General features: G+C 65.9%; 24 protein-coding genes. 10 read left to right on the top strand and 14 right to left on the bottom strand.

Features of this window, described 5'->3' with window-relative positions; genetic code table 11:
* Positions 1 to 256 precede the first annotated feature (256 nt).
* Positions 257 to 1,336 carry a hypothetical protein gene (locus NOW55_RS14540; RefSeq protein WP_256400837.1) on the top strand — a complete coding sequence of 360 codons (1,080 nt, stop codon included), beginning with the start codon at positions 257 to 259 and terminating at the stop codon, positions 1,334 to 1,336.
* Here the strand turns inward: NOW55_RS14540 and NOW55_RS14535 are convergent, their stop codons facing one another.
* A complete protein-coding gene (locus NOW55_RS14535; protein WP_256400836.1) occupies positions 1,337 to 1,951 on the bottom strand; it encodes a hypothetical protein in 615 nt (204 codons plus the stop codon).
* Between the two features lie 223 nt (positions 1,952 to 2,174).
* Here NOW55_RS14535 and NOW55_RS14530 point away from each other — a divergent pair, with 223 nt between their 5' ends.
* Positions 2,175 to 2,495, top strand: a complete 321-nt coding sequence (locus NOW55_RS14530; protein ID WP_256401429.1) for a hypothetical protein — start codon at positions 2,175 to 2,177, stop codon at positions 2,493 to 2,495.
* Here NOW55_RS14530 and NOW55_RS14525 read toward each other — a convergent pair.
* The 3 genes from NOW55_RS14525 to hisH form a co-directional block, all read right to left on the bottom strand.
* Positions 2,492 to 4,720, bottom strand: a complete 2,229-nt coding sequence (locus NOW55_RS14525; protein ID WP_256400835.1) for a PPC domain-containing protein — start codon at positions 4,718 to 4,720, stop codon at positions 2,492 to 2,494. The two genes, NOW55_RS14530 and NOW55_RS14525, sit on opposite strands and share 4 nt — an antisense overlap.
* A gap of 227 nt (positions 4,721 to 4,947) precedes the next feature.
* Positions 4,948 to 5,685, bottom strand: a complete 738-nt coding sequence (locus NOW55_RS14520) for a PPC domain-containing protein (RefSeq protein WP_256400834.1) — start codon at positions 5,683 to 5,685, stop codon at positions 4,948 to 4,950.
* A 180-nt stretch (positions 5,686 to 5,865) separates the two neighbouring features.
* Positions 5,866 to 6,528 carry an imidazole glycerol phosphate synthase subunit HisH gene (gene hisH / locus NOW55_RS14515; RefSeq protein ID WP_256400833.1) on the bottom strand — a complete coding sequence of 221 codons (663 nt, stop codon included), beginning with the start codon at positions 6,526 to 6,528 and terminating at the stop codon, positions 5,866 to 5,868.
* Positions 6,529 to 6,992: 464 nt separating this feature from the next.
* On the opposite strand from hisH, the gene NOW55_RS14510 reads away from it, so the two are divergent.
* The 3 genes from NOW55_RS14510 to NOW55_RS14500 are packed head-to-tail and all read left to right on the top strand — an operon-like array spanning position 6,993 to position 9,664.
* Positions 6,993 to 7,820, top strand: coding sequence for a PhnD/SsuA/transferrin family substrate-binding protein (locus NOW55_RS14510; RefSeq protein ID WP_256400832.1), 828 nt, complete (start codon positions 6,993 to 6,995; stop codon positions 7,818 to 7,820).
* Positions 7,821 to 7,857: 37 nt separating this feature from the next.
* Positions 7,858 to 8,613: a phosphonate ABC transporter ATP-binding protein gene (phnC, locus tag NOW55_RS14505; protein WP_256400831.1), complete on the top strand. Its 756-nt coding sequence runs from the start codon at positions 7,858 to 7,860 to the stop codon at positions 8,611 to 8,613.
* Between the two features lies 1 nt (position 8,614).
* On the top strand, positions 8,615 to 9,664 hold the full coding sequence (locus tag NOW55_RS14500; protein ID WP_256400830.1) for a PhnE/PtxC family ABC transporter permease: 1,050 nt from the start codon (positions 8,615 to 8,617) through the stop codon (positions 9,662 to 9,664).
* Here NOW55_RS14500 and NOW55_RS14495 read toward each other — a convergent pair.
* From NOW55_RS14495 to NOW55_RS14485, 3 genes are read right to left on the bottom strand one after another with little or no spacing between them, the layout of a single operon-like run.
* The gene (locus NOW55_RS14495) at positions 9,661 to 10,260 is read right to left on the bottom strand and encodes a uracil-DNA glycosylase (protein ID WP_256400829.1); all 600 of its coding nucleotides are present in this window, start codon (positions 10,258 to 10,260) and stop codon (positions 9,661 to 9,663) included. The two genes, NOW55_RS14500 and NOW55_RS14495, sit on opposite strands and share 4 nt — an antisense overlap.
* A gap of 56 nt (positions 10,261 to 10,316) precedes the next feature.
* Positions 10,317 to 10,874 carry an endonuclease dU gene (locus NOW55_RS14490; protein WP_256400828.1) on the bottom strand — a complete coding sequence of 186 codons (558 nt, stop codon included), beginning with the start codon at positions 10,872 to 10,874 and terminating at the stop codon, positions 10,317 to 10,319.
* A 4-nt stretch (positions 10,875 to 10,878) separates the two neighbouring features.
* On the bottom strand, positions 10,879 to 11,055 hold the full coding sequence (locus tag NOW55_RS14485; RefSeq protein WP_256400827.1) for a DUF5786 family protein: 177 nt from the start codon (positions 11,053 to 11,055) through the stop codon (positions 10,879 to 10,881).
* Positions 11,056 to 11,200: 145 nt separating this feature from the next.
* Between NOW55_RS14485 and NOW55_RS14480 the strand changes: the two genes are divergently transcribed.
* A complete protein-coding gene (locus tag NOW55_RS14480; RefSeq protein WP_256400826.1) occupies positions 11,201 to 11,815 on the top strand; it encodes an MBL fold metallo-hydrolase in 615 nt (204 codons plus the stop codon).
* 69 nt (positions 11,816 to 11,884) lie between these two features.
* Here NOW55_RS14480 and NOW55_RS14475 read toward each other — a convergent pair whose 3' ends face one another.
* The 4 genes from NOW55_RS14475 to NOW55_RS14460 all read right to left on the bottom strand — a co-directional run bounded on the left by NOW55_RS14475 (position 11,885) and on the right by NOW55_RS14460 (position 15,375).
* On the bottom strand, positions 11,885 to 12,034 hold the full coding sequence (locus NOW55_RS14475) for a 50S ribosomal protein L40e (protein ID WP_089732234.1): 150 nt from the start codon (positions 12,032 to 12,034) through the stop codon (positions 11,885 to 11,887).
* A 496-nt stretch (positions 12,035 to 12,530) separates the two neighbouring features.
* Complete coding sequence (locus NOW55_RS14470; RefSeq protein WP_256400825.1) at positions 12,531 to 13,028, bottom strand: DUF367 family protein; 498 nt, start codon at positions 13,026 to 13,028, stop codon at positions 12,531 to 12,533.
* Between the two features lie 36 nt (positions 13,029 to 13,064).
* Complete coding sequence (locus tag NOW55_RS14465; RefSeq protein WP_256400824.1) at positions 13,065 to 13,481, bottom strand: hypothetical protein; 417 nt, start codon at positions 13,479 to 13,481, stop codon at positions 13,065 to 13,067.
* A gap of 139 nt (positions 13,482 to 13,620) precedes the next feature.
* Positions 13,621 to 15,375 (bottom strand): Rieske 2Fe-2S domain-containing protein, encoded by a 1,755-nt coding sequence (locus NOW55_RS14460; protein WP_256400823.1) that lies wholly within the window; start codon positions 15,373 to 15,375, stop codon positions 13,621 to 13,623.
* Between the two features lie 111 nt (positions 15,376 to 15,486).
* Here NOW55_RS14460 and NOW55_RS14455 point away from each other — a divergent pair, with 111 nt between their 5' ends.
* Both NOW55_RS14455 and NOW55_RS14450 read left to right on the top strand, forming a co-directional pair.
* Positions 15,487 to 16,365, top strand: a complete 879-nt coding sequence (locus NOW55_RS14455) for a redoxin domain-containing protein (protein ID WP_256400822.1) — start codon at positions 15,487 to 15,489, stop codon at positions 16,363 to 16,365.
* A gap of 73 nt (positions 16,366 to 16,438) precedes the next feature.
* Positions 16,439 to 16,783, top strand: coding sequence for a nuclear transport factor 2 family protein (locus tag NOW55_RS14450; protein ID WP_256400821.1), 345 nt, complete (start codon positions 16,439 to 16,441; stop codon positions 16,781 to 16,783).
* Between the two features lie 27 nt (positions 16,784 to 16,810).
* Here the strand turns inward: NOW55_RS14450 and NOW55_RS14445 are convergent, their stop codons facing one another.
* Together NOW55_RS14445 and serS are read right to left on the bottom strand one after the other, a co-directional pair.
* On the bottom strand, positions 16,811 to 17,041 hold the full coding sequence (locus NOW55_RS14445) for an SHOCT domain-containing protein (protein WP_256400820.1): 231 nt from the start codon (positions 17,039 to 17,041) through the stop codon (positions 16,811 to 16,813).
* 61 nt (positions 17,042 to 17,102) lie between these two features.
* A complete protein-coding gene (serS, locus tag NOW55_RS14440; protein ID WP_256400819.1) occupies positions 17,103 to 18,479 on the bottom strand; it encodes a serine--tRNA ligase in 1,377 nt (458 codons plus the stop codon).
* Positions 18,480 to 18,621: 142 nt separating this feature from the next.
* Between serS and uvrB the strand changes: the two genes are divergently transcribed.
* The gene (gene uvrB / locus NOW55_RS14435; RefSeq protein ID WP_256400818.1) at positions 18,622 to 20,691 is read left to right on the top strand and encodes an excinuclease ABC subunit UvrB; all 2,070 of its coding nucleotides are present in this window, start codon (positions 18,622 to 18,624) and stop codon (positions 20,689 to 20,691) included.
* An 81-nt stretch (positions 20,692 to 20,772) separates the two neighbouring features.
* Positions 20,773 to 21,504 carry a DUF4013 domain-containing protein gene (locus tag NOW55_RS14430; RefSeq protein WP_256400817.1) on the top strand — a complete coding sequence of 244 codons (732 nt, stop codon included), beginning with the start codon at positions 20,773 to 20,775 and terminating at the stop codon, positions 21,502 to 21,504.
* On the opposite strand, the gene NOW55_RS14425 is transcribed toward NOW55_RS14430, so the two are convergent.
* Positions 21,501 to 23,252: an excinuclease ABC subunit C gene (locus NOW55_RS14425; protein WP_256400816.1), complete on the bottom strand. Its 1,752-nt coding sequence runs from the start codon at positions 23,250 to 23,252 to the stop codon at positions 21,501 to 21,503. The genes NOW55_RS14430 and NOW55_RS14425 overlap by 4 nt on opposite strands.
* Positions 23,253 to 23,620: the final 368 nt, after the last annotated feature.

Here is a 23,620-nt window from a genome sequence, read left to right as displayed (position 1 = left end):
TGGGCGAAAAGGGATGCGATGTGGTCGTTTTACCTCCGCTCTCCACGAACACAAGTTATTTGCAGGCACTATTGGTACTGGCTATTGGAAATTCATGAAGTTGAGAGGTTCGAAACTTGAACGAATGGGCCGGCGTCGATTTATGAAAGTAGCTTCAGCAATCGGTATTTCGGCTTCTTCTCTCCGATTGGGTTCCCAAGACGGACTAGTTTCTGCTATGGGTAACCCGAGAAATGAGGTCTCATATGTTAGCCGAATGGAAGTAGTTGAGGATGATGATGGCACGCCTATTGCACGGGAGCCTGTATATAAGACGTGCCCGCGAGACATATGGGTCGATATTAAAACATCCGTTGCCGCACAGAATCAGGTCTCTCAAATCGTCAATAGACGATTTAATTCCGACAATCTTGAGGTCACGATGGCTAAAAACCGGAACTCGCCGACAGGATACGTAATCAATGTAGAATACTGTGTGACCAATCTTCCGGATGGTTCCACCGAGGAGCCACAAGCCTCATTTGAGACCGTTCAGGACACACTCCCAAGCACAGTTGGAGCGACAGTCGGACAAGATCAATGGCGAGCTAGTCGGGACAGTATTCCGGTCCACCTCAATAGATCTCGTAAAGAACAACTTCAGGGGTCGGGAGATGCTGAATATGCGCCCAGCAACGACTGTGACAGTAATCCAGTTAATTATAGCCATGACTGGTCAAACATACCGGCAGGATGTGCTCTCACTGGGTATCCCGCTGGTGGTTCCGCCACAGCGAACGGAACCTTCTGGCATTGGGATTACTCAGAATACTGCCTAATCACAGTCGGGCACACAGTAAAAGATCCTGACTCGACCTATGCGACCTGGGGAAATCCCGATAAGTCATCGATTGATGGCTATGTGTTGGATAAAGTAGAAGAACTCCCTCGGGATTATGCGTTGTTGAGGACACACGACGGAGACACCCAACAAAGAATTCGATCTGGAGGGAATAATCCGACGACAGATTTTGATGTTCTTGGTGGTGTGACTGACGACGAGATACAGACGGAATATCTGGAGAACCAGAGTCAAATTAAACTACAGGGACATACGAGTGGTCGTCTATCTACTTTCGCAGTGGAATGGGAAGGACTCCCGTCTGAAACAGGATTTAGTCGAGTTATCGTTGATGAAGAAGTCTGTACTGGAGATTCAGGTGGGTTAATTTTCGACGAAACGGATGATGGTATTGGCGCAAATATTCTAGGGATGATCGCTCGTGATGATGTTGGACAGACAAGATGTATAACTGCGGAATCAATTGAGAATGCGTACAACGGATTTTATCATTAGCTAGGCTGTGCTTCTCGACTCATAATTTGTGGCTGGACCCAATTGCTCTACCTCCACGTATCTCACAAAGACTGAGAATCTATGAGTAGCCGTCCTACCAGCAAACCGGATTGTTGACTCAACTGTTTTTGGTGTTTCATTGATTAGCTGAGAGAGACTGACATCTGGTTCAGCTACGACATCGCCCGAATCGTCTACTGCCACATTGTATTTCATCAACAATTCGAAATTTGACTCATCAGTATGGGCGACAGACGAGTTGAGATGGTCCATTGAGGCGACCTGATCAACTAGATGCTCGTGTACTGCGATAGCCCCCTCAGTTGCAGATTTTACATGTGCCCAATCTTCAAATGGCTCGTGACTATATTCTGGCTCGTCCCATCCTCCGCCAGTCGCGGGGTACCGAACGGTATTGTTCGATTCGATGTACTCGTACTCTGGACTATCTACCTCGGTTCGGGTGGATATCTCCTCACCTTCTGCTCGGGTTTGTTCGCCGGCTGCTAATTCCGGTGGTGTGGATCCACTTCCTCCAGAGTTGAGGCCAGCGAGACAACCAGCGATGGCGATTGCTGTGCCAGTCGTAACGAGAAGTCGTCGTCGGGAGGGCATACCCTAACCAACGGTGATATTCAATAAATGTCTTCGGGAAAGTGAAGTAGACGTTCCGTGTCGAACCCAGCCGCTATCACTCCGCACAAGCAACGACCCCTACCCGGACCGAACTGTTTTCACACCCCCGACCGAACGACGGGACAGTGACCGAGGGCATCGTCGCCGGGTGGTTCGCGTGACCGACGCGGAGCGCGAGCGTGCGGTCGCGGAGTGGCAGGCGATGCTCGAGGAGGCGGGCGAGCTGACCCCTTCTGCGGTCGAGAAGATCATGGCCGTCCACGGCGACCGCGGCAAGCACGCCATCGAAGCGGTCTCCGAGGAGCGCGTGAAGCGGTACCGGGATTTCACCGTCGTCGTCGGCTACGAGGACGAGTACATCGTCGAGGACGGCGGCTGTACGTGCAAGGACGCCGAGTACAATCTGGACCCGGACGACCCGACGGAGTTATGCTGGCACGCCCTGGCGGTCCCCATCGCCGAGCGGGTCGGCGCGGTCGACCACCACGACATGTGGTACTCCGAGGTGCGGGAGTTCCTCTAGGCCCGTCGGACCGTGAGCTCGTACTCGAACGTCGCGCTGTACGAGAAGCTGGTGGCGATGATGGTGTACTCGCCGGACTGCAGCGTGACGCCGGTGATGGCGGAGTCGAGGCCGCTGTAGTCGTCGTTCTCGCCGATGACGGTCCCGCTCGGGTCGAGCAGGTAGAGGTAGGTGTCGCCGTCGGACGTCATCGAGATGTCGACAGTCGTCGTGCTGTCGATGGTCAGCGTGACGGGCTCGTAGTAGCCGTTGAACCGGTCCTCACGAGGGTCGCTCGTATCGAGGACACCGGTGCGGGTCTCGCCGACGGAGATGGACCGGAGGTCGCTGTCAATCTCGGTGACGGAGAGCTCGTACTCGAACGTCGCGTCGTACGAGAAGCTGGTGGCGATGATGGTGTAGTCGCCGCTCTCGGAGAGGGTGAACGCCGGAATCTCCGAATTGAGGCCGTTGTAGTCGTCGTTCTGGGCGACGATCTGTCCGCTCGGGTCGAGCAGGTAGAGGTAGGTGTCGCCGTCGGAGTTCATCGAGATGGTCACCGTGCTGCCGGTCGGCGCGTCGAGCGCGATGGGCTCGTGGTAGCCGTTGAACCGGTCGCTCTGGGGGTCCTCCGGTCCCAGTTCGCTGGTCAGCGTCTCGCCGGGGGCGATCGACTGCTCGGGCGACAGGTCCGTCCCCTCGGTGACGGAAAGCTCGTACTCGAAGGTGTCCTCGTCGGAGAAGCTGGTGGCGATGATGGTGTAGTCACCGCTCTCGGAGAGGGTGAGCCGGTTGATGCGAGAGTTGAGGCCGTCGTAGTCGTCGTTCTCTGCGACGACGGTTCCGCTCGGATCGAGGACGTAGAGGTAGGTGTCGCCGTTCGCGGAGCTCATCGAGACGTCCACCGTCGTGCCGGTGGGTGCGTCGAGCGTGACCGGCTCGTAGTAGCCGTTGAAACGGGATTCACGGGGGTCGTTCCCGTCGATGCCACCGGTGCGGGTCTCGCCGAGCGAGATGGAGCGCAGGTCCGGGAGCGGCTCGCTCTCGGTGACCGAGAGCTCGTAGGAGAACGTCGCGGTCGGGTCGAAGCTGGTGGCGAGGATGGTGTAGTCGCTGTCCGGGCCGACCGCGAACCGCGAGATACGCGAGTCGAGGCTGTCGCCGGCGTCGTCGTTGGCCGCGACGACAGCGCCCTCCGCGTCGAGGACGGCCAGCAGGGTGTCGCCGTCCGGGGAGGACATCTCGATGTCGACCGTGACGTCGCTGCTGACGTCGAAGCCGATGAAGTCGTAGTAGCCGTTAAGCGCCGCGCTCTGGGCGTCGTCTGCGGAGAGCTCGCCCTGGACCGTCTCGCCGACCGAGACGGTCTGCGACGGGGTCGCGTCGGAGACGGAGAGCTCGTACGAGAAGGTCGCGTTCGGCTCGAAGCTGGTGGCGATGATGGTGTACTCGCCGGGCTCGGGGAGCCGGAGATTGAGGATCATCGAGTTCAGGCCGTTGAAGTCGTCGTTCTCCGCGATGACGTTGCCGTCCGGATCGAGGAGGTAGAGGTAGGTGTCGTCGTCCGCCGAGGACATCGCGACGTTCACCGCCATCTCGCTCCCGACGTCGAGCGTGACCGGCTCGTAGTAGCCGTTGTACTCGTCGCTCTGGGGGTCGCTGCTGTCGATGGTCCCGGTCCGGGTCTCGCCGACGGCGATGGAGCGCAGGTCGGACTGCACCTGCGTGAGCGAGAGCTGGTACTCGAAGTCGATGGTGTCGCTGAAGCTCCCCGCGAGGATGATGTAGCCACCGTCGGACGGGAGCTCGAACCCGCCGATCGCCGAGTTGAAGCTCGTCGCGTCGTCGTCGTTCTCCTCGAGTACGTTCCCCTGTTCGTCCAGCAGGAAGAGGTAGGGGTCGCCGCCCGGAGAGGTCATCGATATCTGCACGACGTCGCCGGCCGAGCCGACGAACGTGTACGGCTGGTAGTACCCCTCGAACTGGGGGTCCGACGGGGCGCTGGCCGTGAGCTCGCCCGAGACGCTCGCGCCGTACTCGATGCGCGTTGCCTCGCCCTCGACGGGGAGGTCGATGGGTTCCGCGGTCGTCGTCGGGGCCGTCGGCGTCGAGTCCGTGGTCCCGTTCGCGGTGCCGTCTTCCAGATCTGTTTCGTCGAGTAGTCCTGTACACCCGGCGAGTCCACCGGTCAAGGCTGTCGCACCGGCCAGCAGGAACGACCGGCGTCGTTTGTCTTCGAGAGACATTACTACACAGATGAATGTTTTCAGGTGATTATTCTTTTGGTAGATGGCTCGTCGTAATATGGGCGTGCCTCTGCGGTAGTTCGGCGGTCTGTCGGCGTCATGTCCCGGTTCCCCGCGTTCCGGCGCGCAGGGACATCTCCGACGGAAATAGTCACTGGACGTTCAAAATCGGAAACATGTCGAGGATTCGAGCAACGGGCCGCACGTACGGTGCCGCCGTTGGGCCACTACACCGCCCGGACGGTGAGGTCGTAGACGAACGTCGCGTCCGGCGAGAAGCTGGTGGCGATGATGGTGTAGTCGCCACTCGCGGAGAGGGTGGCGTTCGGGATACGCGAGTTGAGGCCGTCGTAGTCGTCGTTCTGGGCGACGACGATGTCGTTCGGGTCGAGCAGGTAGAGGTACGTGTCGCCGACGGTGGAGGTCATCTCGATGTCGACCGTCGTCCCGCTCGCGGCGTCGAGCGTCACGCGCTCGTGGTAGCCGTTGAACTGGTTGCTCCTCGGGTCGTCTATGTCGAGCGTGCTGGTCTTGGTCTCGCCGACGGCGATGGAATCGATGTTCGCCTGCACCTTCGACAGGCCGAGCTCGTAGCCGAAGCCGACGCCGGACGCGTAGCTCCCGGCGAGGATGCCGTAGCCACCGTCGGCCGGGAGCTCGAACCCGCTGATGGCCGAGTTGTAGTTCCCGAAGGACACGTCGTCGTCCGATTCGAGCGTGTTCCCGTCCTGGTCGATGAGGAAGAGGTACGGGTCGCCGCCACCCGACCGCAGGGTGATGTGTACGATGTCGCCCTCGGACCCGCGGAACGCGTACGGGTCGTAGTAGCCCTCGTAGTCGCGGTCGGAGGGCGAGTCGGTCGTCAGGCGGCCGCTGACGGACGCCCCGTAGTCGATCTGCTCGGGGTTGCCGTCGACGGAGAGGCTGACACTGCCGCCCCCGGTCAGGCTGTCGATGGTTCCCATGCAACCCGCCAGTCCACCACTGAGCACCGCGGCTCCTGCCGCCAGGAACGATCGGCGTCGCGTGTCGTCGAAAGACATTGTTCTCAGATGACTGTTTCTCCGTGATTATTCTTTTGGCTCCCCCTCGGATGAAAACTGGGCTGTCCGGGCCGCGAAGCGGTGTGGCTCTCCGTCCCGCCGTCACTCCGCGCAGAGGTCGACGAAGTTGCGCAGGATGGTGAGTCCGGTCTCGCCGGACTTCTCGGGGTGGAACTGGGTGCCGAAGACGGTGCCGTCGTCGTTGGCGACGATGGCCGGGAACGAGCGGCCGTAGTCGGTCGTCGCGACGACCGCGTCCTCGTCGTCGGGGACGGCGTAGTAGGAGTGGACAAAGTAGGCGTAGCGGCCGTCGACGCCCTCGACGAGCGGGTGCTCGCGCTGCACCGAGAGGTCGTTCCAGCCCATGTGGGGGACCGTCTGGCCCGCCTCGAAGCGGACGTTCCGGCCCGGGATCAGGTCCAGGCCCTTCACGTCGCCCTGTCCCTCGCGTTCGGCCTCCTCGCTCTCGGTCAGCAACATCTGCATCCCGAGACAGATACCGAACAGCGGCGTGTCCGACTCGGCGACATCGACGAGTGCGTCCCGCACCGACTCGGCGTTCTCCATCCCCTCGCCGAACGCGCCGACGCCCGGGAGGACGACGCCGTCGGCCGCCGCGAAGGCCTCGGGGTCGCTGTCGATGCTGACCGACGCGCCGGCCCGTTCGAGTCCACGGGAGACGCTCCGGAGGTTCCCCAGCCCGTAGTCCACCACGACGACATCCGCGAGGGTCTCCCGCTCGCGCTTCCGCGACTGCGTGCTCATGGCGGTAACTTGCTCCCCGCCGCGCAAGTGCGTTTCCGTTGCGGTGACGCTCGCCTCGCCGACGCTCTGTACGGATGTCCGAAGGCCGAATCTCCGCCCCGTAACCGACGTACAAAGCACCCTCCACTCTACATAGTGTCGACGAACGCTACCGGCCCCGGGGCGGAACCGGACGGGGTGTCCATCCTCTATCGAGAGGACATATCGTTCGAACTATCGGAGAGTGGAGGACGGAACATCCGCCGGCCGCTGCGGAATCGGAACTGTCCACGTGCGGTCCTACAGACTGTCCCGTACGTAGGCCTATGTAGATAGATTAGGAACTTTTATTAGAGACATCAAGAACTATGAATTGATTCGCAATGGAAAGTCGACGCAGCTTCCTCAAGGCCGCTGGCGCAGCGACAACGGCTGGGATGGTGGGTACCGCAGGATGTCTCGGTTCGTTCGGAGGCGACCCGTACGTGGACGGGAGCCTGACGTTCCTGATGTCCCCGACCGAGCCACAGGACCAGATGAAAGCACAGTACGAGCCGATCGGCGAGCGCCTCGTCGACCACCTCGACCCCATCGGGGAGGACGACCTGGAGATGCGCTACTCCGAGAACTACGCCGCGACGCTCGAAGGACTCAACAGCGGCAACGCCGACGTCGCCGAGACGGGGCCGTTCGCCGCCGCGCTCGGCGTCAACTCCGACAAGGTCGACATCGTCCTCCAGCGCAAGGCGTTCGGTGGCTGGGAGTACTCCAGCTTCATCGTCGCCCCCCAGGGCTCGGACATCACCGAACCCGCGGACCTCGAGGGTGCCGACATCGCCTTCGCCGACGCACTGAGCGCGAGTGGCTCGCTCTACCCGCTCGCGATGATCAAGGAGGAGAGCGACCTCTCGCTCCCCGACGAGCCCGGGTCTGCGACCGGTGCGGACTTCAACCCGCAGTGGACGACCCACATCGAGGCGTCCAACGCGGCGGCCGACGGACAGGTCGACGCGGCCGGCGTCGGCGACTTCGCCTACTACGCGAACGAGGACGACCTGCAGGTCGTCGCAGAGCGCAGCGGGATTCCCCGCGCGCCGATCGTCGTCTCGCCCGAACTCAGCGACGACGAGAAGGAGAAGATCATCACCGCGTTCACCGAGGCACCCGACGAGATGTACTACGGTGCCGACGGCGAGGCTGACACCGACGACGACGTGTGGTTCGACGACGTCCGCGAGCGGGGCGTCGACACGTACGAGCCGGTCGTCGAGACCGCCGAATCCCTCGGCTACGGCGAAGAGATCTTCGGGTAGAACTGGTCGACAGCCAATTTCGTTTTAGCACCGCACAATGGCAACGATTTCCGTCAACAACGTATCGAAAATCTACGGCGACACGGTCGCACTCGACGACGTCTCGTTCGAGATCTCTGACGGCGAGTTCGTCGTCCTGCTCGGTCCGTCCGGAGCCGGGAAGTCGACACTGCTTCGGATACTGAACGGCCTCACGACGCCGACGGAGGGGACGGTCGAGTTCAACGGACAGGTCGTGGACTCGATGCCCACGAGCGACGTCGGCATGGTGTTCCAGATGCACTACCTCGTCGAAGGGCTCAGCGCGTACAAGAACGCACTCTCCGGTGCGCTCAGTCGCTCCTCCACGGTCGGAAGCCTCCTCAACCGCTTCAGCGAGGAGGACAAGCGGATGGCGCTCGAGGCGCTGGACACCGTCGGCCTCCTCGAGGAGGCCGACCAGCGTGCGAGCAGCATGAGCGGTGGGCAGCAACAGCGCGTCGGCATCGCGCGTGCGCTCACCCAGAATCCGGAGCTCCTGCTCGCGGACGAACCGGTCGCCAGTCTCGACCCGAAGGCCGCCCAGGACGTCATGGAGTACATGCGTCGGGCGGCGATGGACAGAAACCTCACGTCCATCGTGAGCCTCCACCAGGTCAACATCGCCCGCGAGTTCGGCGACCGCTTCATCGGCCTGAACGAGGGCGAGCTCATCTTCGACGGGGACCGCGATGAACTGACGATGGACGTCGTCGACCGTATCTACTACGGCGACGAGACGGTGCAGAGCGACGAAGGAATCCAGCACATCTAACATGGCGACAGAAGACTCACCACGAGACGACAGCCGGATTCGAGAGAAGCTCGCACAGCTTGACCGCGCCTCCCGGAACCGGCAGCTCCTCTATCTGGCCGGCATCCTCGTACTGCTCGCGGTGACGGCCGCCGGGCTGTGGTTCGTCGAACTCACCGTCGGGCTACTCTACCGGAACCTTCCGGGCTGGACCGAGTTCCTCGGTGGCTTCTTCCCGCCGGACTTCGTCGACTTGACACAACAGACGAAGGAGCGCGGTATCGGCGGTCTCGACGCCATCGTCCAGACGATACTGCACCCGCAGTGGTTCGTCTCGTCGGTCCTCAACGCCGAACTGGGCGAGGCGAGCGTGCTCGTCAGCGCGGCCGTCCTGACCGTCATCATGGGGTTCCTTGGGACGGTTCTGGGCTTCCCCCTCGCGCTCCTCCTGGGCATTCTCGGTTCCGAACGGGTCGTGCCGTTCCCGTTCAACTTCCTGTTCCGGGGCATCATGAGCACCATCCGGGCGGTGCCCGCACTGATCTGGGCGCTCATCTTCGTCCCGCTGACCGGCTTCGGTCCGGTCACCGGGGTGCTCGCCATCGGGACCGACACGATCGGCAACCTCGGCCGCCTGCTGACGGACGAGCTCGAGGAGGTCGAGGACGGGCCGATAGAGGCCGTCGGGTCGACCGGTGCGTCCCGTCCGCAGACGATCATCTTCGGGATGCTGAGCCAGGTGTACAACGGCTACGTCGCCTGGACGCTGTACGTCCTCGAGATCAACACCCGCATCGCCATCGGCCTCGGGGTCGTCGGCGTCGGTGGCATCGGGCAGTACATCGACGCGAAGATCAGCCTCGGTGCGTTCGGGACGCCGAGCGCGTACCCGCAGGCAGCCGCCGGGATCATCGTCGTCATCGCCATCGTCCTCACCGTCGAGATGCTCTCGTCGCGCATCCGGTCGTACATGCGCCCCGGCGAGAACGAGGGGCGTGGGCTGCTGGACATCATCCGCGGCCTGGGTGACACCAAGAAGTGGCTGGGGACCGAGAACCCCAAGAAGGACTAGAACTCGCCGAGACGGGACTGCCCGTCGCTTCCCTCCTCGCGGCCGCCGACCAGTTCGGCAGCAGTTTCGAGCGCCGAGCGGAACGTCTCCTTCTGGCTCGGGTCGTACAGCGTCGCCGCCGGGTGGACACAGACGAGCACGCGCCGTGGCTCGCCCTCGATGCGGACGTCGGTCACCTCGCCGGCCTCCTTCGTCACCGCCACGGAGCGCCCGAGCAGGTGTTCGGCGGGCACCTTCCCGAGCGTGACGAGCACCTCGGGGTCGACGAGGTCGACCTCGCGTTCGAGGTAGGGCCGACAGTTCTCGAGCTCGTCGGCGTGGGGGTCGCGGTTGTCCGGGGGCCGGCAGCGCACGCAGTTGGTGATGCGGACCGTCTCGCGGTCGAGGCCGACCTCGCGGAGCGTCTCGGTGAGCACGTCGCCGGAGCGGCCGACGAACGGCTCGCCCTGCTCGTCCTCGTTCGCGCCGGGGGCCTCACCGACGAACAGCACGTCGGCGTCCGCGGGGCCGACGCCGTTGACGATCCGGCTGCGAGAGTCACAGAGCGCCGGACAGCGCTCGCAGTCGTGGACCTCCAGCCCGTCCATGGTCTCCATACGTCTCCACGCGTGGGCGGGCCACCTAACCGCTACGCTCTGGTATCGCCGGCGTCTCACTCCGCTCGACGGAGCGCGTCACCGGCACGCGCTGCGAACCGGGCGACACGCAGCGGCTCCGGTCGGCCGCCCTCGGGCGTGAACGCCCGGACCACGTCGCGGGCCTCGCTGTCGTCGACGCCGACGGCGCGGACGTACACCGTCTCGCCGTTGACCTCGACCGGTGTTCGCGGTGGCTGGCGACGGTACAACGCGAGTCGTCGCTCGCGTTCTTCGCCGTCGAACGCCTCCTCGATGGCGGGTTCGAGCCCGGGGCTCGCCTCGAACGTCACCGAGAGGACGGGCCGGTCGACCGCGTCGGCGACGGCGCGGAGGTCGACGACGTTGTACCACGCCAGCGCGATCCCGGCCAGGACGACGTAGCGCACGTCCTCGCGGCCGAGTCGCTCGAACGTCTCGACGACGGCGTCGGTCGCGTCGCTCCCGCCGACCGTACACGTCGCAAAAGAGAGGCCATCGACAGTCCGATCCGCTCTCACGACGACACCGGCGAGCGTGCTCACGTTCCCCTGCGTGGACTCGGCGATGCCGACCGCCCGCACGCCGGTCTTCATCGTGTCAGCCGTCGTCTTTGATGTCTTTCAGTCGGTCGATGAGTTCGTCGTTGCTCGCCCCGTTCTCGAACTCGATCCGTCCCTGGTGGTCTGTCTCGCGCGAATCGACCGATTCTTCGTCGAGATCTGTGTCGATGCTCTGGTTGTCCTGTTCCGATTCGTCGTAGCTCCCGAAACCCATACACTGTACAATAATCGTGGAGGACTCAAAAAAATCACGGCGGCCGTCCCGTCTGTATCGCCCCCAGAGATTACCACCGGAGTCCAAATAGGTACTCGTTGCAGGCTCCAGTCAGCACTTAAGGACCGCTGCCATACGCCGCTGTATGGAAGTCCACAACGTCACTGCCGACGCGGAGACGTTCACCTGCAACGCCTACCTCGCCGTCGGCGACCGGACGGTGCTCGTCGACGCGGGGGCGATGGACGGCGTCGTCGACGTCGTCCGCGAGCACACCGACCACCTCGACGCGGTCGTGCTCACCCACCAGCACGGGGACCACGTCGCCCAGCTCGACGCCGTCTGCGAGGCGTTCGACGACCCGGACTGTTACGCCTACGGCGACCACCCACGACGCACCCACGCCATCACCGACGGCGACGACCTCGTCATCGGTGACGAGCGCTTCGAGGTCGTCTACACTCCCGGGCACGCCGCCGACCACGTCTCCCTGGTCAGCGACACCAGCCTGTTCAGCGGCGACGTCGTCGTCCACGACGACGGCGCGTTCGACTACGGCAGCTTCGGGCGCACCGACATGGCCGGCCAGTCCCGCGAACGCCTCATCGAGAGCATCAGCACGCTGCTCGAACGCATCCCCGACTCCGTCGAGCACATGTACGCCGGCCACGGCAGCGTGTTCCACGGCGACGTCCGCGACGTGGTCGAGACCGCGCTCGCCCGCGCCGAGAAGCGCGAACCGAAGTACCCCGACGAGTAGGGACGACCGACAGCTCGCGTGTGAGCGTCGCCACTCCGCACACGAGTGAGACGAGAAAGACGACCGCGATTATGCCGCGCGCGCTTCCTTCGCCTTCGGGCGGAGCTTCTTGTAGCCGCACTTGCGGCACTTGTCCGCCCGCTTCGGGTTCCGCGCGTTGCAGCGCATGCAGATCATCTTCTCGAGCGACCGTTTCTCCGCAGCCTCGAATCGTGCCATACTCCTCCCTACACCGTGCTGCGGGTAAAAGCGTTTCCGAGTGCGTCCGCGAGCTGTAGTCTGTTTCGAAGTTGGAGAGGGGACCGATTCGAACAGCCGGAACGTCCGGTCTGTCGTTGGAGACTCTGCTGTCGACAACAGCCAGAAAGCCCCAAGGCGCTCGGCTCCCGCGACTCGCTGCGCGCTTCACTCCGTTGCAGTGCTTGCGTCGTGGGGGTTCGCCGAGCGCCTCGTCCCTTTCAGTCCGCCCGACCGCACCGCACCTCGTGCCTCCCCAGCCGATTCGCTCGGTCGCAGGCTCCCTCGCGCGAGTTCGGCTCGCGGCCTTCGGCACGCGAGACAGCCGCACGCCGGTAGGAACGCCCGGCGACTATCGCTGAGCAATCATTCAAATACGAAGCCGGAGCCAGAACCGCCGTGACCTGAGAACGGTCGCGCGGGGGCCGAGGCGGGAGCACGGCACACCCCTGCGCGCCAGCAGCGTGCCGTCTGTTCGCTATTCCGATTCCTCGGCGAGGTAGTCGTCCTGGACCGCGACGACCTCGGTGGAGTCGGCACAGTCCGCGTAGCGCCGCAGCGGCTCCTCGTTGAGTTCGAGGAACGTCTCGCCCCAGGTGAACTTCGCGAGGATGCGCTCGGCGTGGTCGCGCTCGCCGAGGATGCACAGCGCCGCGGCCAGCGCCTCGACGGTCGTCAGCGCGAACGGCTTCCCGAAGTTCACCGGGTTGGCGGCGACGAGAAACGGGAGCGCCCGGTGGTCGCCGCGGAGGTCGAACGCGTCCACGTCCGCGCTCTCCCACGAGCAGTCGAGCGCGACGAGGGTGTCGGGGTCGTCGGCCGGCGAGAGCGCCTGCTCCGCGTGCGGGTCCAGCACCAGCCCGTACGGCGTCGCCCGGTTCGAGCGGTGCAGCTCGGCGAGGTCGAACTTCGCGAGCTTCCGGGCGGTGCACTTGTCGGGGTCGTCGTCGCCCTCGTACCGGACGTGGAGCTTCACACTCCCAGTACCCCGCCGGTGGCCAAAAGCGACACGCTACACCAGCCGGTCGTACAGGGCGTCGAGGTCGACCAGCGTCAGCTCTCGCTCCTGCATCGTCGCGATGTGGTCGGCGCGCTCGCCGACCGTCTGGCCGTCCATCGACTCGAACAGCTCCGCGAGGAACGGCTCCATGGCGTCCTGCAGCTCGTCGTAGGTCGTCTCCACGTGGCCCATCCGAAGGTCGACGAGGACCGTTCCACCACGCTCGGCCACGTCGTAGCCGAGGAACCGCGGGTGGACCACCCGCTCCAGCCGCGCGAGGTCGTAGAGCCGCAGCAGGGCGTGGATCGAGCCGTAGCCCTGGTACACCGTGTCGCCGTCGGTCTCGACGGCGAACTCCACGTGGTCGGACGGGCCTGTCACCGCCGCCTCCCAGCCGCCGTGGACGCCGTCGAGTCGAAACCGTACCATGGTCGAGGGGTGGTTCCGAACCGGGTAAAAGGATTCGAGAGTCGTCGGCCCGCGGTACCGAGGCCGACTCCCTCGCTGGGCTGCTCGCGGGTCGCTGCGCTCCCCGCTCGCGGTACCGAGGCCGACTCCCTCGCTGCGCTCAGTCGTCGGCCTCGCCTTCCTCGTGAACCGCCTCACCACGAAGCAGCCGCGACGCGATGGTGAACGTCTGCTCGGCCTCCCGGCGCGTCGGGAAGTGCGCCGCCAGATAGCGCGCGACGGCGACCATGGCGACACGCCGGTCGTGGTCGTCTGTCGCACAGTCGAACTGGCGGAAGCCGGCTTCGAGCGCCTGCAGCGTGTGGAACCCCGCGTCCTCGCGGAGCAGCGCGTGGCCGAGGCGCCGTTTCAGGTCGGCAGGGTCACCGCCGGAATCGAGGAACCCGGCGACGAGCCGGCCGGCCTCGTTCACCCGGCCCTCCGTGTCGAACATCTCGTCGAGGTCGTCGAGGATGGCGTCGGGTGCGCGCTGCGTCTTGCCGGGTCCCGGAACTGGGGCTGGCGGCGTGTTGAGGAACCGGTCGAGGTAGACGTTCACCGCGCCGTCGAGCACGCCCCGGTAGAGCACCGGGTCGTCGACCCGCCGCGTCGCCTGGTGGACCGCGTTCGCGTAGGTGAACGTGTGGTGCACCGTGTTCCAGTCCGAGAACTCGTTGCTCGTCCCGAACTGGGCGACGCGGGTCGCGGCGGCTGCGGCGACCGCGCTCGCGAGCTGCTGCGGGGTCGCCCCCTCGGCGATGGCGTCGCGGATGCCGTCCACGATGGCGTGCGGGTCGTCCGAGAGCAGGAGGTCCCGGAACTCGTCGGGTTCGGTCCACGAGTCGTCCGCACCGCGAGCCGCGAGGTCGTCCAGCTCCGCGGTGACGTCCTCGACCAGTCCCGCGAGGTCGACCGGCTGTCGCCACGAGGAGAGCTCCTCGCTGCGCTCGGCGTCGGTCAGCGACGGGATCAGGCTCGCGAGCGTGTCGTCGGCGTGGTCCCAGCCGACGTGGTCGAGCGTCTCGATGGCCTTGTTCACGAAGTCGAACGTGTGCCCGGTGTCGAGGTAGCGGTGGTCGGTCGCGGCCGCGTATAGCATCCGCTCGACGGCATCGCGGTCGCAGGCGGCGACGGCGGTCCGGAGCACGCGCTCCGCGCCGTCCTCGTCCCGTACTTCGACGTTCTCGCGGAACCACGACGCGAGCCGGTCGGGGTCCACGTCCTCGCGCTCGAACGGTGGCTGTGCGAATCGCGGCGGCTCGCCCGCACAGTCCGAGGCGACGTGCCGGAGCCCGGTGTACATCGCCCGTTTTCGGTCGTCCGGGTCGAGTTCGAGCGCGACGTTCGCCATCGCGGCGAGGATGGTGAGGCCGGACGACCAGCCGCCCTCGCGGTACTGCGTGCCAAAGCGGACGCCCCGGTCGAGCACGTCGGTCCGGTCGACGCCGGCGTCGTCGAGCCCGATGACTGCCTTCGCGACGACGAGCCGCAGGTTCTCCTCCAGCCCGGTCTGGAGCCGACTCCGCCAGTGCTCGGCCGGCGGTGCGTCCCGTCGTGGCTGCGGCCGGACGAACACCTCGCCGTCGCGCACCTCGACGGGGTACGTCGCCACGTCGTCGGCCCAGGGGTCGAACGTGTCGCCGCAACCGAGTTCGAACCGGGCGTGATGCCAGTGACAGGTGAGGACCCCCTCGTCGACGGTGCCCTCGACGAGCGGGAAGCCCATGTGGGGGCAGCGGTTGTCGACGGCGCGGACCTCTCCTTCGTGGTGGAACAGCGCGATGGCGTGGCCGCCCTCGGTGACGAGTGTGCGGCCCTCGTCGCGGAGTTCGGCGAGGGTGCTCACCCGGACGAACTCCTTGTCGGTTGTTGCCATGGGTGGTGTTGGCGTGCCAGCGTGAAAACCGTTGGCTGGCGGCGGTGTCGCCCCGTGGCCCCCATCTGGTGAGCAACCACGGTTAAGTCGACGGGGCCGATAGAGTGGCGCATGCTTTCTGTCGGCTCCGAAGCCCCGAACTTCTCCCTGCCCGGCGTCGAAGGGGACGAGTTCGACGAGTTCTCCCTCGCGGGCGCGCTCCGCGAGGACCTCGTCGTCATCGCCTTCTACCCCGCCGACTTCAGCCCGACCTGCACCAGCGAGCTCTGCACACTGCAGGATATGGACCTGCTGAACCTCGACGCCGACGTGACCCTCTTCGGCATCTCCGGGGACTCGATGTACAGCCACCGGCGCTTCGCCGAGGAGTACGACATCTCGTACCCGCTGCTGGCCGACAGCATGGGCGAGGTCGCCGCGGAGTACGGCGTCTGCATGCCGGACTGGCGCGGGCACCGGAACGTCCCGAAGCGGTCGGTGTTCGTCATCGACGAGCGCCAGCGGGTGCGCTACGCCTGGTCGACCGACGACCAGAGCGTGCTCCCGGACGTGGGTGCGGTCCGCGCGGCCATCGACGACGTGCGCGACGACCGGACCGCAGTTCAGCGGTACGCTCGCGGGCACGAACACCTCGGGGCTGGCCGGGGCCGGTTCGAGACCGCCTGGAGCGAGTACGAGGTCGGCGCGTGGCTCGGCGCTGTCGAGCACTTCGACGAGGCGGTGGCGTACTTCGACGCGGCGAGCGAGAGCCTCCGCTCGGCCGAACGCTTCGCGGAGTCCGAGCGCGTCGAACGGGCGTGCCAGGACGCCGGCGACCGGGCCGACGACTACCGGCAGGCGGCACGGTGGTACGCCCGCTCGGCGGAGCACTACGCCGAGGGGGACGCGGAGCTTGGCGACGAGTACCGGAGCGACGCGGAGGGCCCGCACGAGGCCGCCAGCACGGGCGACGAGCTCCCGCCCCCGTCGTCGCTGTTTCCGGAGGAGTAGTTGCGGCGCGCGGCCGACCGACGCTCGTCTCGCGGACCACTGGGTTTCTGTGGCCGGCGACCGAAGCCGGTGTATGCCCACCGACGACCCGGTCGCGACGTACTACCGTACGCTCGACGACCACGACTACGAGACGCTCCGGTCGGTCCTCTCGCGCTCGTTCGTCCAGCACCGGCCGGATCGCACGTTCGAGGACCGCGAGTCGTTCGTCCGGTTCATGCGCGACGACCGGCCGTCGTCGGAGACGACGCACGAGCTGGATGGGCGTTTCCGGCGGGAGGACGACGAGTCAGAAGCGGGTTCGACCGTGCTGGTGCGCGGCCGGGTTCGAAACGGTGAGGAGACACTGCTCCGGTTCGTCGACGCGTTCACGCTCGCCGACGGGCACATCGAACGCGTGGAGACGTACACGCGGTAACAGGGTCGGTGATAGCGAGGTGTGCGGTCACTCGCTCTCCAGCGTCTGCTTCCGGCGCTCGAACTCGGCCTCGTCCATCTCGCCGCGGGCGTAGGCGATGCGCAGTTCTTCGAGGGCACGGTCCGAAGATGACTGCTGGGAGCGCGCCGCGTGGAGAACGCCCGCGAGGAGTACCAACGCGACCGGGAGCGAGAAGACGAACAGGATGATGACGAGCTCGGGAGCCCCGACGCCGCCGAAGAACGCTGGAGGGAACATACGATAGCCACGCCGCCACGCGGAAAAAGCGTTTCGCGGGCGGTAGGCCGCCAGTGTCGGGTTACTCGTCCGTGCCGAGCGCGCTCTCGCCGACCTTCTCGTGGCCCTCGATGACCTCCGTGCCGCCCATGTACGGCTGGAGGGGTTCGGGCACGTCGACGGTGCCGTCCTCGTTCTGGTAGTACTCGAGGATGGCGACCATCACGCGGCCGACGGCGGTGCCGGACGCGTTGAGCGTGTGGAGGTACTCGGCCGATTCGTGGTGCTCCGGCCGGTAGCGGATGCCCGCCCGGCGCGCCTGGAACTCCTCGAAGTTGGAGGCGCTGGAGACCTCCAGCCAGCGGCCGCCCATGCCCTCGGGGGCGTCGTCGCTGTCGGTGCCGGGGGCCCAGACCTCGAGGTCGTACGTCTTCGCGGAGGCGAACGTGAGGTCACCCGTACAGAGGTCGAGCACGCGGTAGGGGAGCCCGAGTCGTTCCAGCACCTCGGCGGCCTCGGCCGTGAGTTCTTCGAGGCGGTCGTAGCTCTCGTCGGGCTCGACGAAGTTGACCAGCTCGACCTTGTTGAACTGGTGGACGCGGACGATGCCTCGCGTCTCGGTGCCGTGTTCGCCCGCCTCGCGCCGGAAGTTCGGCGTGTACGCCTGATGCTTGAGCGGGAGGTCCTCCCGGAGGAGGATGTCGTCGCGGTACATGTTGGTGACCGGTACCTCCGCGGTGGGGCAGAGCCAGAGGTCGTCGTCCTCGTACTCGTCGAACTCGTCGCCGCCGATGCGGTAGGCGTCCTCGTTGAACTTCGGGAGCTGCCCGGTGCCGCGCATCGAGGTCGACTTCACGGGGACCGGGGGGAACACGTCGACGTACTCCTGCTCGCGGTGGACGTCCAGCATGAACTGGATGAGCGCGTGCTCGAGCCGCGCGCCGTCGCCCTTCAGGAAGTAGAAGCCGGCACCCGTGGTCTTCGCGCCGCGGGCCTCGTCGATGATGTCGAGCTCCTCGCCGAGGTCGTAGTGCGGGGTCACCTCGTCGGGCAGGTCGCGCAGGTCGTCGAAGCCCCGGCGTTCGACCTCGACGTTGTCGGCCTCGTCGTCGCCGACGGGGACGCTCTCGTGGGGGACCTGCGGGAGTTCGAGCATGGCCTCCGCCAGCTCGTCCTCCAGCTCGTCGGTCCGGTCCTCGATGTCGGCGAGCTCCTGCTTGAGCTCGCTGGACCGCTCGATGGCCTCCTCGGCCTCCTCGTGCTTTCCGTCCTGTTTGAGCTGGCCGATCTGCTTGCTGACCTCGTTGCGTTCGTGTCTGAGGTCGTCGCCTCGCGCCTTCAGTTCGCGCCACTCCTCGTCCAGTTCCAGGATCGCGTCGAGGTCCACGTCGTAGCCTCGATCGTCGAGGCTCTCGCGGACTTCCTCGGGATTCTCCCGGAGGTATCGGCGGTCGAGCATTTGCAAGGTGGTTGCTGTGGGTCGGGGAAAACCGTATCGGATGTGTGTTGTGGCGTGTCAATGCCTCTCGGTGTCGTGGGACGCGACCGCCGTCACCCGCGAACGCACGACTCTTTGCCCTGGCTCGCATACGGTGGCCAAGATGAGCGACGCCAACTCCGGCCCTCTCTCTCCCGACCGTCCGGACGCCCAGACGCCGTTCCGGGTGGACGCACCGTTCGAGCCGGCGGGCGACCAGCCCGAGGCCATCGAGTCGCTGGTCGACGGCTTCGAGTCCGGCGCGACCGAGCAGACCCTGCTCGGCGTGACGGGGTCGGGCAAGACCAACACGGTGTCCTGGACCGTCGAGGAGCTCCAGGAGCCGACGCTGGTCATCGCACACAACAAGACGCTGGCGGCACAGCTCTACGAGGAGTTCCGCGAGCTGTTCCCGGACAACGCGGTCGAGTACTTCGTCAGCTACTACGACTACTACCAGCCGGAGGCGTACGTCGAGCAGACGGACACCTTCATCGACAAGGACGCCTCCATCAACGACGAGATAGACCGACTCCGGCACTCTGCCACACGTTCGCTGCTCACCAGAGACGACGTCATCGTCGTCGCCTCGGTGTCGGCCATCTACGGGCTGGGTGACCCGGCGAACTACGTCGACATGGCGATGCGGCTGGAGGTCGGCGAGCGGGTGGGTCGCGACGAGCTGCTCGCCCGGCTGGTCGACCTGAACTACGAGCGCAACGACGTGGACTTCACACAGGGCACGTTCCGGGTGCGTGGCGACACCGTCGAGATCTACCCGATGTACGGCCGATACGCGGTCCGGGTGGAGCTCTGGGGCGACGAGATAGACCGGATGGTGAAGATGGACCCGATGCAGGGCGAGGTCGTGAGCGAGGAGCCCGCGGTGCTCGTCCACCCGGCGGAGCACTACTCCATCCCGGAGGAGCGTCTGGAGCGTGCGATGGCGGAGATCGAGGAGGACATGGCCGACCGGGTGCGGTACTTCGAGCGCAAGGGCGACGCCGTCGCCGCCCAGCGCATCGAGGAGCGCACGACGTTCGACCTGGAGATGATGCAGGAGACGGGCTACTGCTCGGGCATCGAGAACTACTCGCTGCACCTCTCCGACCGCGAGTCCGGGGAGGCACCGTACACGCTGCTCGATTACTTCCCCGACGAGTTCCTCTGTGTCATCGACGAGTCACATCAGACCCTTCCGCAGGTCAAGGGCCAGTTCGCGGGCGACAAATCGCGGAAGGACTCGCTGGTCGAGAACGGCTTCCGGCTGCCGACGGCGTACGACAACCGCCCGCTCACGTACGAGGAGTTCTTCGAGAAGACCGACAAGCGGCTGTACGTCTCGGCGACGCCGGGGGACTACGAGCGCGAGCACAGCGACAACATCGCAGAGCAGATCGTCCGCCCGACCCACCTCGTCGACCCCGCCGTCGAGGTCGCCCCGGCGACGGGGCAGGTCGACGACCTGATGGACCGCATCGACGAGCGCGTCGAGCAGGACGAGCGCGTGCTCGTGACGACCCTCACGAAGCGGATGGCCGAGGACCTCACCGAGTTCCTGGAGGAGTCGGGCGTCGACGTGGCGTACATGCACGACGAGACGGACACCCTGGAGCGCCACGAACTCGTCCGCGCGCTCCGGCTCGGCGACATCGACGTGCTCGTCGGCATCAACCTGCTACGGGAGGGGCTGGATATCCCCGAGGTCAGTCTGGTGGCCATCCTCGACGCCGACCAGGAGGGCTTCCTCCGCTCGGAGACGATGCTCGTCCAGACGATGGGCCGGGCAGCAAGAAACGTCAACGGCGAGGTGGTGCTGTACGCCGACGACCACAGCGACGCGATGGACGCCGCCATCGAGGAGACACAGCGCCGACGGCGCATCCAGCAGCAGTACAACGAGGAGCACGGCTTCACGCCGACGACCATTGAGAAGGAGGTCGGCGAGACCAGCCTCCCCGGCGCGGAGACCGACACCGGTGGGCTGGCGAGCGACGAAGCCCCCGAGGACGCCGAGGCGGCCGCCGCGCGCATCCAGCGCCTCGAGGACCGGATGCAGGAGGCCGCGAACAACCTGGAGTTCGAACTCGCCGCGGATATCCGCGACCGCATCCGCGACCTCCGACGGGAGTTCGAGGCGCTCTCCGACCCCGAGGACGGTACCATCGAACCCGAGCCCGACCCCGAGTTCTGAACGGGCCTTCTCACCGCAGTCAGGGTCGATTCGTCGTATCGATGTCCGAACATTTTTCAGCTGCGCGCTGGACTTCGACCCATGGTAGTGGACTCACTGAAGTTCCCGACGAAGGGAGAGGACGGGATGATGCGGGCCATCATCGGCGGTGGCCTGCTGCTCGCCTCGGCCATCATCCCGCTGCTCCCGCAGCTGATCGTGAACGGCTACAGCCTCCAGTCGATGCGGGCCGGCGCCCGGAACAACCCGAACCCGCCGGAGTTCGAGGACTGGGAGTCGCTGCTGAAAGACGGCGCGCTGATGTTCGGCGTGACGCTCGTCTACACCCTGATACCGGTGATGCTGCTGTTCGGGGTGTTGTTCCTCGGCTTCTTCGTGTTCTCCTTCGGCGCGGCGGCCGGGAGTGCCGCCGGTGAGGGTGGCGCAGCCGCCGGCGGCGGTATCGGACTCATCGTCATGCTCCTCCTCGGGGGACTGGCGTTCCTCCTGCTCATGCTCGCGTACTACCTGATGCCCGCCGCACTGGTCGGCGTCGCGACCGAGGAGGAGTTCATGGCGGCGTTCGACTTCGACTCCGTCCGCGAGATTGCGTTCACGAGCGACTACTTCGTCGCGCTCGTCGTCGCCGCCGTCGTGAACTTCCTCGCGTTCCTCGTCATCTTCCCGCTGATGTTCCTGCTCGTCGGCTTCCCGCTCGCGTTCATCATGCAGGCTGGCATCTTCCACTACCTCGGCACCGTCGCCCGCGACATCGCGACGACCGGAACCGGGGGGCCCCGCACCAGCGAACCCCACACCGGCGACGCCTTCTAGAGCCGCCGACGCAGCTGTTCTGCGGTCTTCTCGCCGACGCCCTCGACGGCCAGTAGCTCGTCGACACTGGCCTCGCGGACGTTCTCGACGCTCCCGAACCGCCCGAGCAGCCGCCGCCGCGTCTCGGGGCCGACTCCGGTCACGTCGTCGAGCACCGTCGACACGTCGTCCCGGATCGTCTGGTGGTACTGTACGGCGAAGCGGTGGGCCTCGTCGCGGACGCGCTGGAGCAGGTGGAGCTGTGGCGCGTCGTCGTCCCAGTCGAACGTGCGGTCGGGCGTAATCACGAGCTCTTCGGCCTTCGCCAGCGCAACGCATGGGACGTCCCAGCCCGTCGCTTCGAGCGCATCCATGGCCGCCGCGAGCTGGCCCTCGCCGCCGTCGATGAGCAGCAGGTCGGGGTCGGGGCGGTCGTCACGCCCCGCCAGCGCGCGCTCGGCCCGCCAGCGGACGAGGGCCCGCATGTTCGCGTAGTCGTCGTTCGTCTCGTCGAGCTTCTTCCGGCGGTAGTCCGACTTCTCGGCGCTCCCGTCGACGAAGCAGACGTTCGAGCCGACGACGGCCGTCCCCTGGGCGTGGCTCACGTCGAACCCCTCGATTCGGGAGATTCGGGGACGTCCCAGTTCGTCGGCGAGCGCCGCCGACTCGTCGCGGCGACCGACGTTCCGGCGGGCGTTCTTCAGCGCCAGTTCGACCAGCTTCGCCTCCCGGCCCGCGCCCGGTACCCGGACCGCAACGTCCGCCGCGTCCAGCCACGCCGCCACCTCCTCGTCGCCGTGGTGCTCGGGGAGGATGATCGCGTCGGGCAGCGACCGCTCCGCGTAGTACTGCACGAGGAACGCCGCGAGGACGGACGGGACCGCATCCCCCGACTCGCGGTCGGTTCCCTCCGATGCGGCGACGGCGTGGCGGTCCCGTTCGACCAGCTGGCCACCCTCCGCGTGGAGCCTGGCGACCGTCGCATCGTCGCCCCGCAACGCCACTCCGAGCACGTCGACCGACCGTTCGTACTCGTCACGGCCGCTGACCGCCTCGCCGCCGCTGCCGTGGAACGACGCCACGACTTCGAGCCGGTCCCGCAGGTTCGCCGCGCGCTCGAACGACTGCGACTCGGCGGCCTGCTCCATCTCCCGGCGGAGCGGGTCGGCCAGCACGCCCGTCTCCCCGGCGAAGAACTGCGTGACGGCGTCGACGTCCGCGATGTAGTCCTCCCGGGAGATCTCGTCGGTGCACGGCGCGGTACAGAGCCCCATCTCGTGGTCGAGGCAGGGTCGCTCGCGTCCCGCGAACTTGTGGTCCGAGCAGCCCCGCACGCCGAACGTCTCCCGGAGCGCCTTCACGACCGTCTCGACGGTGCCCATGCTCGTGTACGGGCCGAAGACGGTCGCGCCCTCGTTCGGGTCACGGGTCACCTCGATGCGGGGGAACTCGTGGTCGGTCAGCTGGACGAGGGGATACGACTTGTCGTCCTTCAGCCGCACGTTGTACCGCGGCTGGTGGCGCTTGATGAGGTTCGCCTCCAGCAGCAGCGCCTGCGTCTCCGTGTCGGTGACCGCCACGTCGAGGTCGTCCGCCCGCTCGACCATCCCCGCGATGCGAGCCGACCGCGGGTCCGCGTACGACCGGACGCGCGAGCGCAGATCCACCGCCTTCCCGACGTACAGCACCGTGTCGCCCTCGAAGAACTGGTAGACCCCCGGCTCCGTCGGGAGGTCGGTCGCGTGCTCGCGGACCGTCTGCGCGTCCATCGGTTCTGATTTGGTTAGGTGGCGCGACGGCATGGGGGTTACGTCTGCGGTCGCGAATCCGGCGTCGAGACGCCGAAAGTTTACAATATACGTAAACCTTCGTCGACGGCATCGCCCCGCCAGCCGGGTGGCGCGCGGCTGGGGAGCGTGCCGAGCGTAGCGAGGCCGCGAGCCATCCGCGCGAGGGACGAGGAGCGCAGCGCCAGCGAGCACCGGAGTCGGCTGGGGAGGATTGAGGGGCGGTGCGGTCGCTGTGGGCGGGACTGAAAGGGGCGACGTGCTCGTCGAGCGAGACGAGACTAGGACCGCAGCGGAGCGAGGACCGCAGCGAGTCGCAGCCGACGAGCACGTCGGGGCTTTCAGGTTGT

Source organism: Haloarchaeobius litoreus, from assembly GCF_024495425.1.
In the GTDB taxonomy this organism is placed as follows: domain Archaea; phylum Halobacteriota; class Halobacteria; order Halobacteriales; family Natrialbaceae; genus Haloarchaeobius; species Haloarchaeobius litoreus.
Note: the sequence above shows the minus strand (reverse complement) of the source record. Positions and strands in the feature narration are given on the sequence as shown.

Bases quoted from the DNA above. Each gene is read 5' to 3' on its own strand.
- NOW55_RS14540 (WP_256400837.1), top strand. From the start codon at position 257: ATGGAAGTAGTTGAGGATGATGATGGCACGCCTATTGCACGGGAGCCT.
- NOW55_RS14535 (WP_256400836.1), bottom strand. From the start codon at position 1,951: ATGCCCTCCCGACGACGACTTCTCGTTACGACTGGCACAGCAATCGCC.
- NOW55_RS14530 (WP_256401429.1), top strand. From the start codon at position 2,175: ATGCTCGAGGAGGCGGGCGAGCTGACCCCTTCTGCGGTCGAGAAGATC.
- NOW55_RS14525 (WP_256400835.1), bottom strand. From the start codon at position 4,720: ATGTCTCTCGAAGACAAACGACGCCGGTCGTTCCTGCTGGCCGGTGCG.
- NOW55_RS14520 (WP_256400834.1), bottom strand. From the start codon at position 5,685: ATGGGAACCATCGACAGCCTGACCGGGGGCGGCAGTGTCAGCCTCTCC.
- hisH (WP_256400833.1), bottom strand. From the start codon at position 6,528: ATGAGCACGCAGTCGCGGAAGCGCGAGCGGGAGACCCTCGCGGATGTC.
- phnC (WP_256400831.1), top strand. From the start codon at position 7,858: ATGGCAACGATTTCCGTCAACAACGTATCGAAAATCTACGGCGACACG.
- NOW55_RS14500 (WP_256400830.1), top strand. From the start codon at position 8,615: ATGGCGACAGAAGACTCACCACGAGACGACAGCCGGATTCGAGAGAAG.
- NOW55_RS14495 (WP_256400829.1), bottom strand. From the start codon at position 10,260: ATGGAGACCATGGACGGGCTGGAGGTCCACGACTGCGAGCGCTGTCCG.
- NOW55_RS14490 (WP_256400828.1), bottom strand. From the start codon at position 10,874: ATGAAGACCGGCGTGCGGGCGGTCGGCATCGCCGAGTCCACGCAGGGG.
- NOW55_RS14485 (WP_256400827.1), bottom strand. From the start codon at position 11,055: ATGGGTTTCGGGAGCTACGACGAATCGGAACAGGACAACCAGAGCATC.
- NOW55_RS14480 (WP_256400826.1), top strand. From the start codon at position 11,201: ATGGAAGTCCACAACGTCACTGCCGACGCGGAGACGTTCACCTGCAAC.
- NOW55_RS14475 (WP_089732234.1), bottom strand. From the start codon at position 12,034: ATGGCACGATTCGAGGCTGCGGAGAAACGGTCGCTCGAGAAGATGATC.
- NOW55_RS14465 (WP_256400824.1), bottom strand. From the start codon at position 13,481: ATGGTACGGTTTCGACTCGACGGCGTCCACGGCGGCTGGGAGGCGGCG.
- NOW55_RS14460 (WP_256400823.1), bottom strand. From the start codon at position 15,375: ATGGCAACAACCGACAAGGAGTTCGTCCGGGTGAGCACCCTCGCCGAA.
- NOW55_RS14455 (WP_256400822.1), top strand. From the start codon at position 15,487: ATGCTTTCTGTCGGCTCCGAAGCCCCGAACTTCTCCCTGCCCGGCGTC.
- NOW55_RS14450 (WP_256400821.1), top strand. From the start codon at position 16,439: ATGCCCACCGACGACCCGGTCGCGACGTACTACCGTACGCTCGACGAC.
- NOW55_RS14445 (WP_256400820.1), bottom strand. From the start codon at position 17,041: ATGTTCCCTCCAGCGTTCTTCGGCGGCGTCGGGGCTCCCGAGCTCGTC.
- serS (WP_256400819.1), bottom strand. From the start codon at position 18,479: ATGCTCGACCGCCGATACCTCCGGGAGAATCCCGAGGAAGTCCGCGAG.
- uvrB (WP_256400818.1), top strand. From the start codon at position 18,622: ATGAGCGACGCCAACTCCGGCCCTCTCTCTCCCGACCGTCCGGACGCC.
- NOW55_RS14430 (WP_256400817.1), top strand. From the start codon at position 20,773: ATGGTAGTGGACTCACTGAAGTTCCCGACGAAGGGAGAGGACGGGATG.
- NOW55_RS14425 (WP_256400816.1), bottom strand. From the start codon at position 23,252: ATGGACGCGCAGACGGTCCGCGAGCACGCGACCGACCTCCCGACGGAG.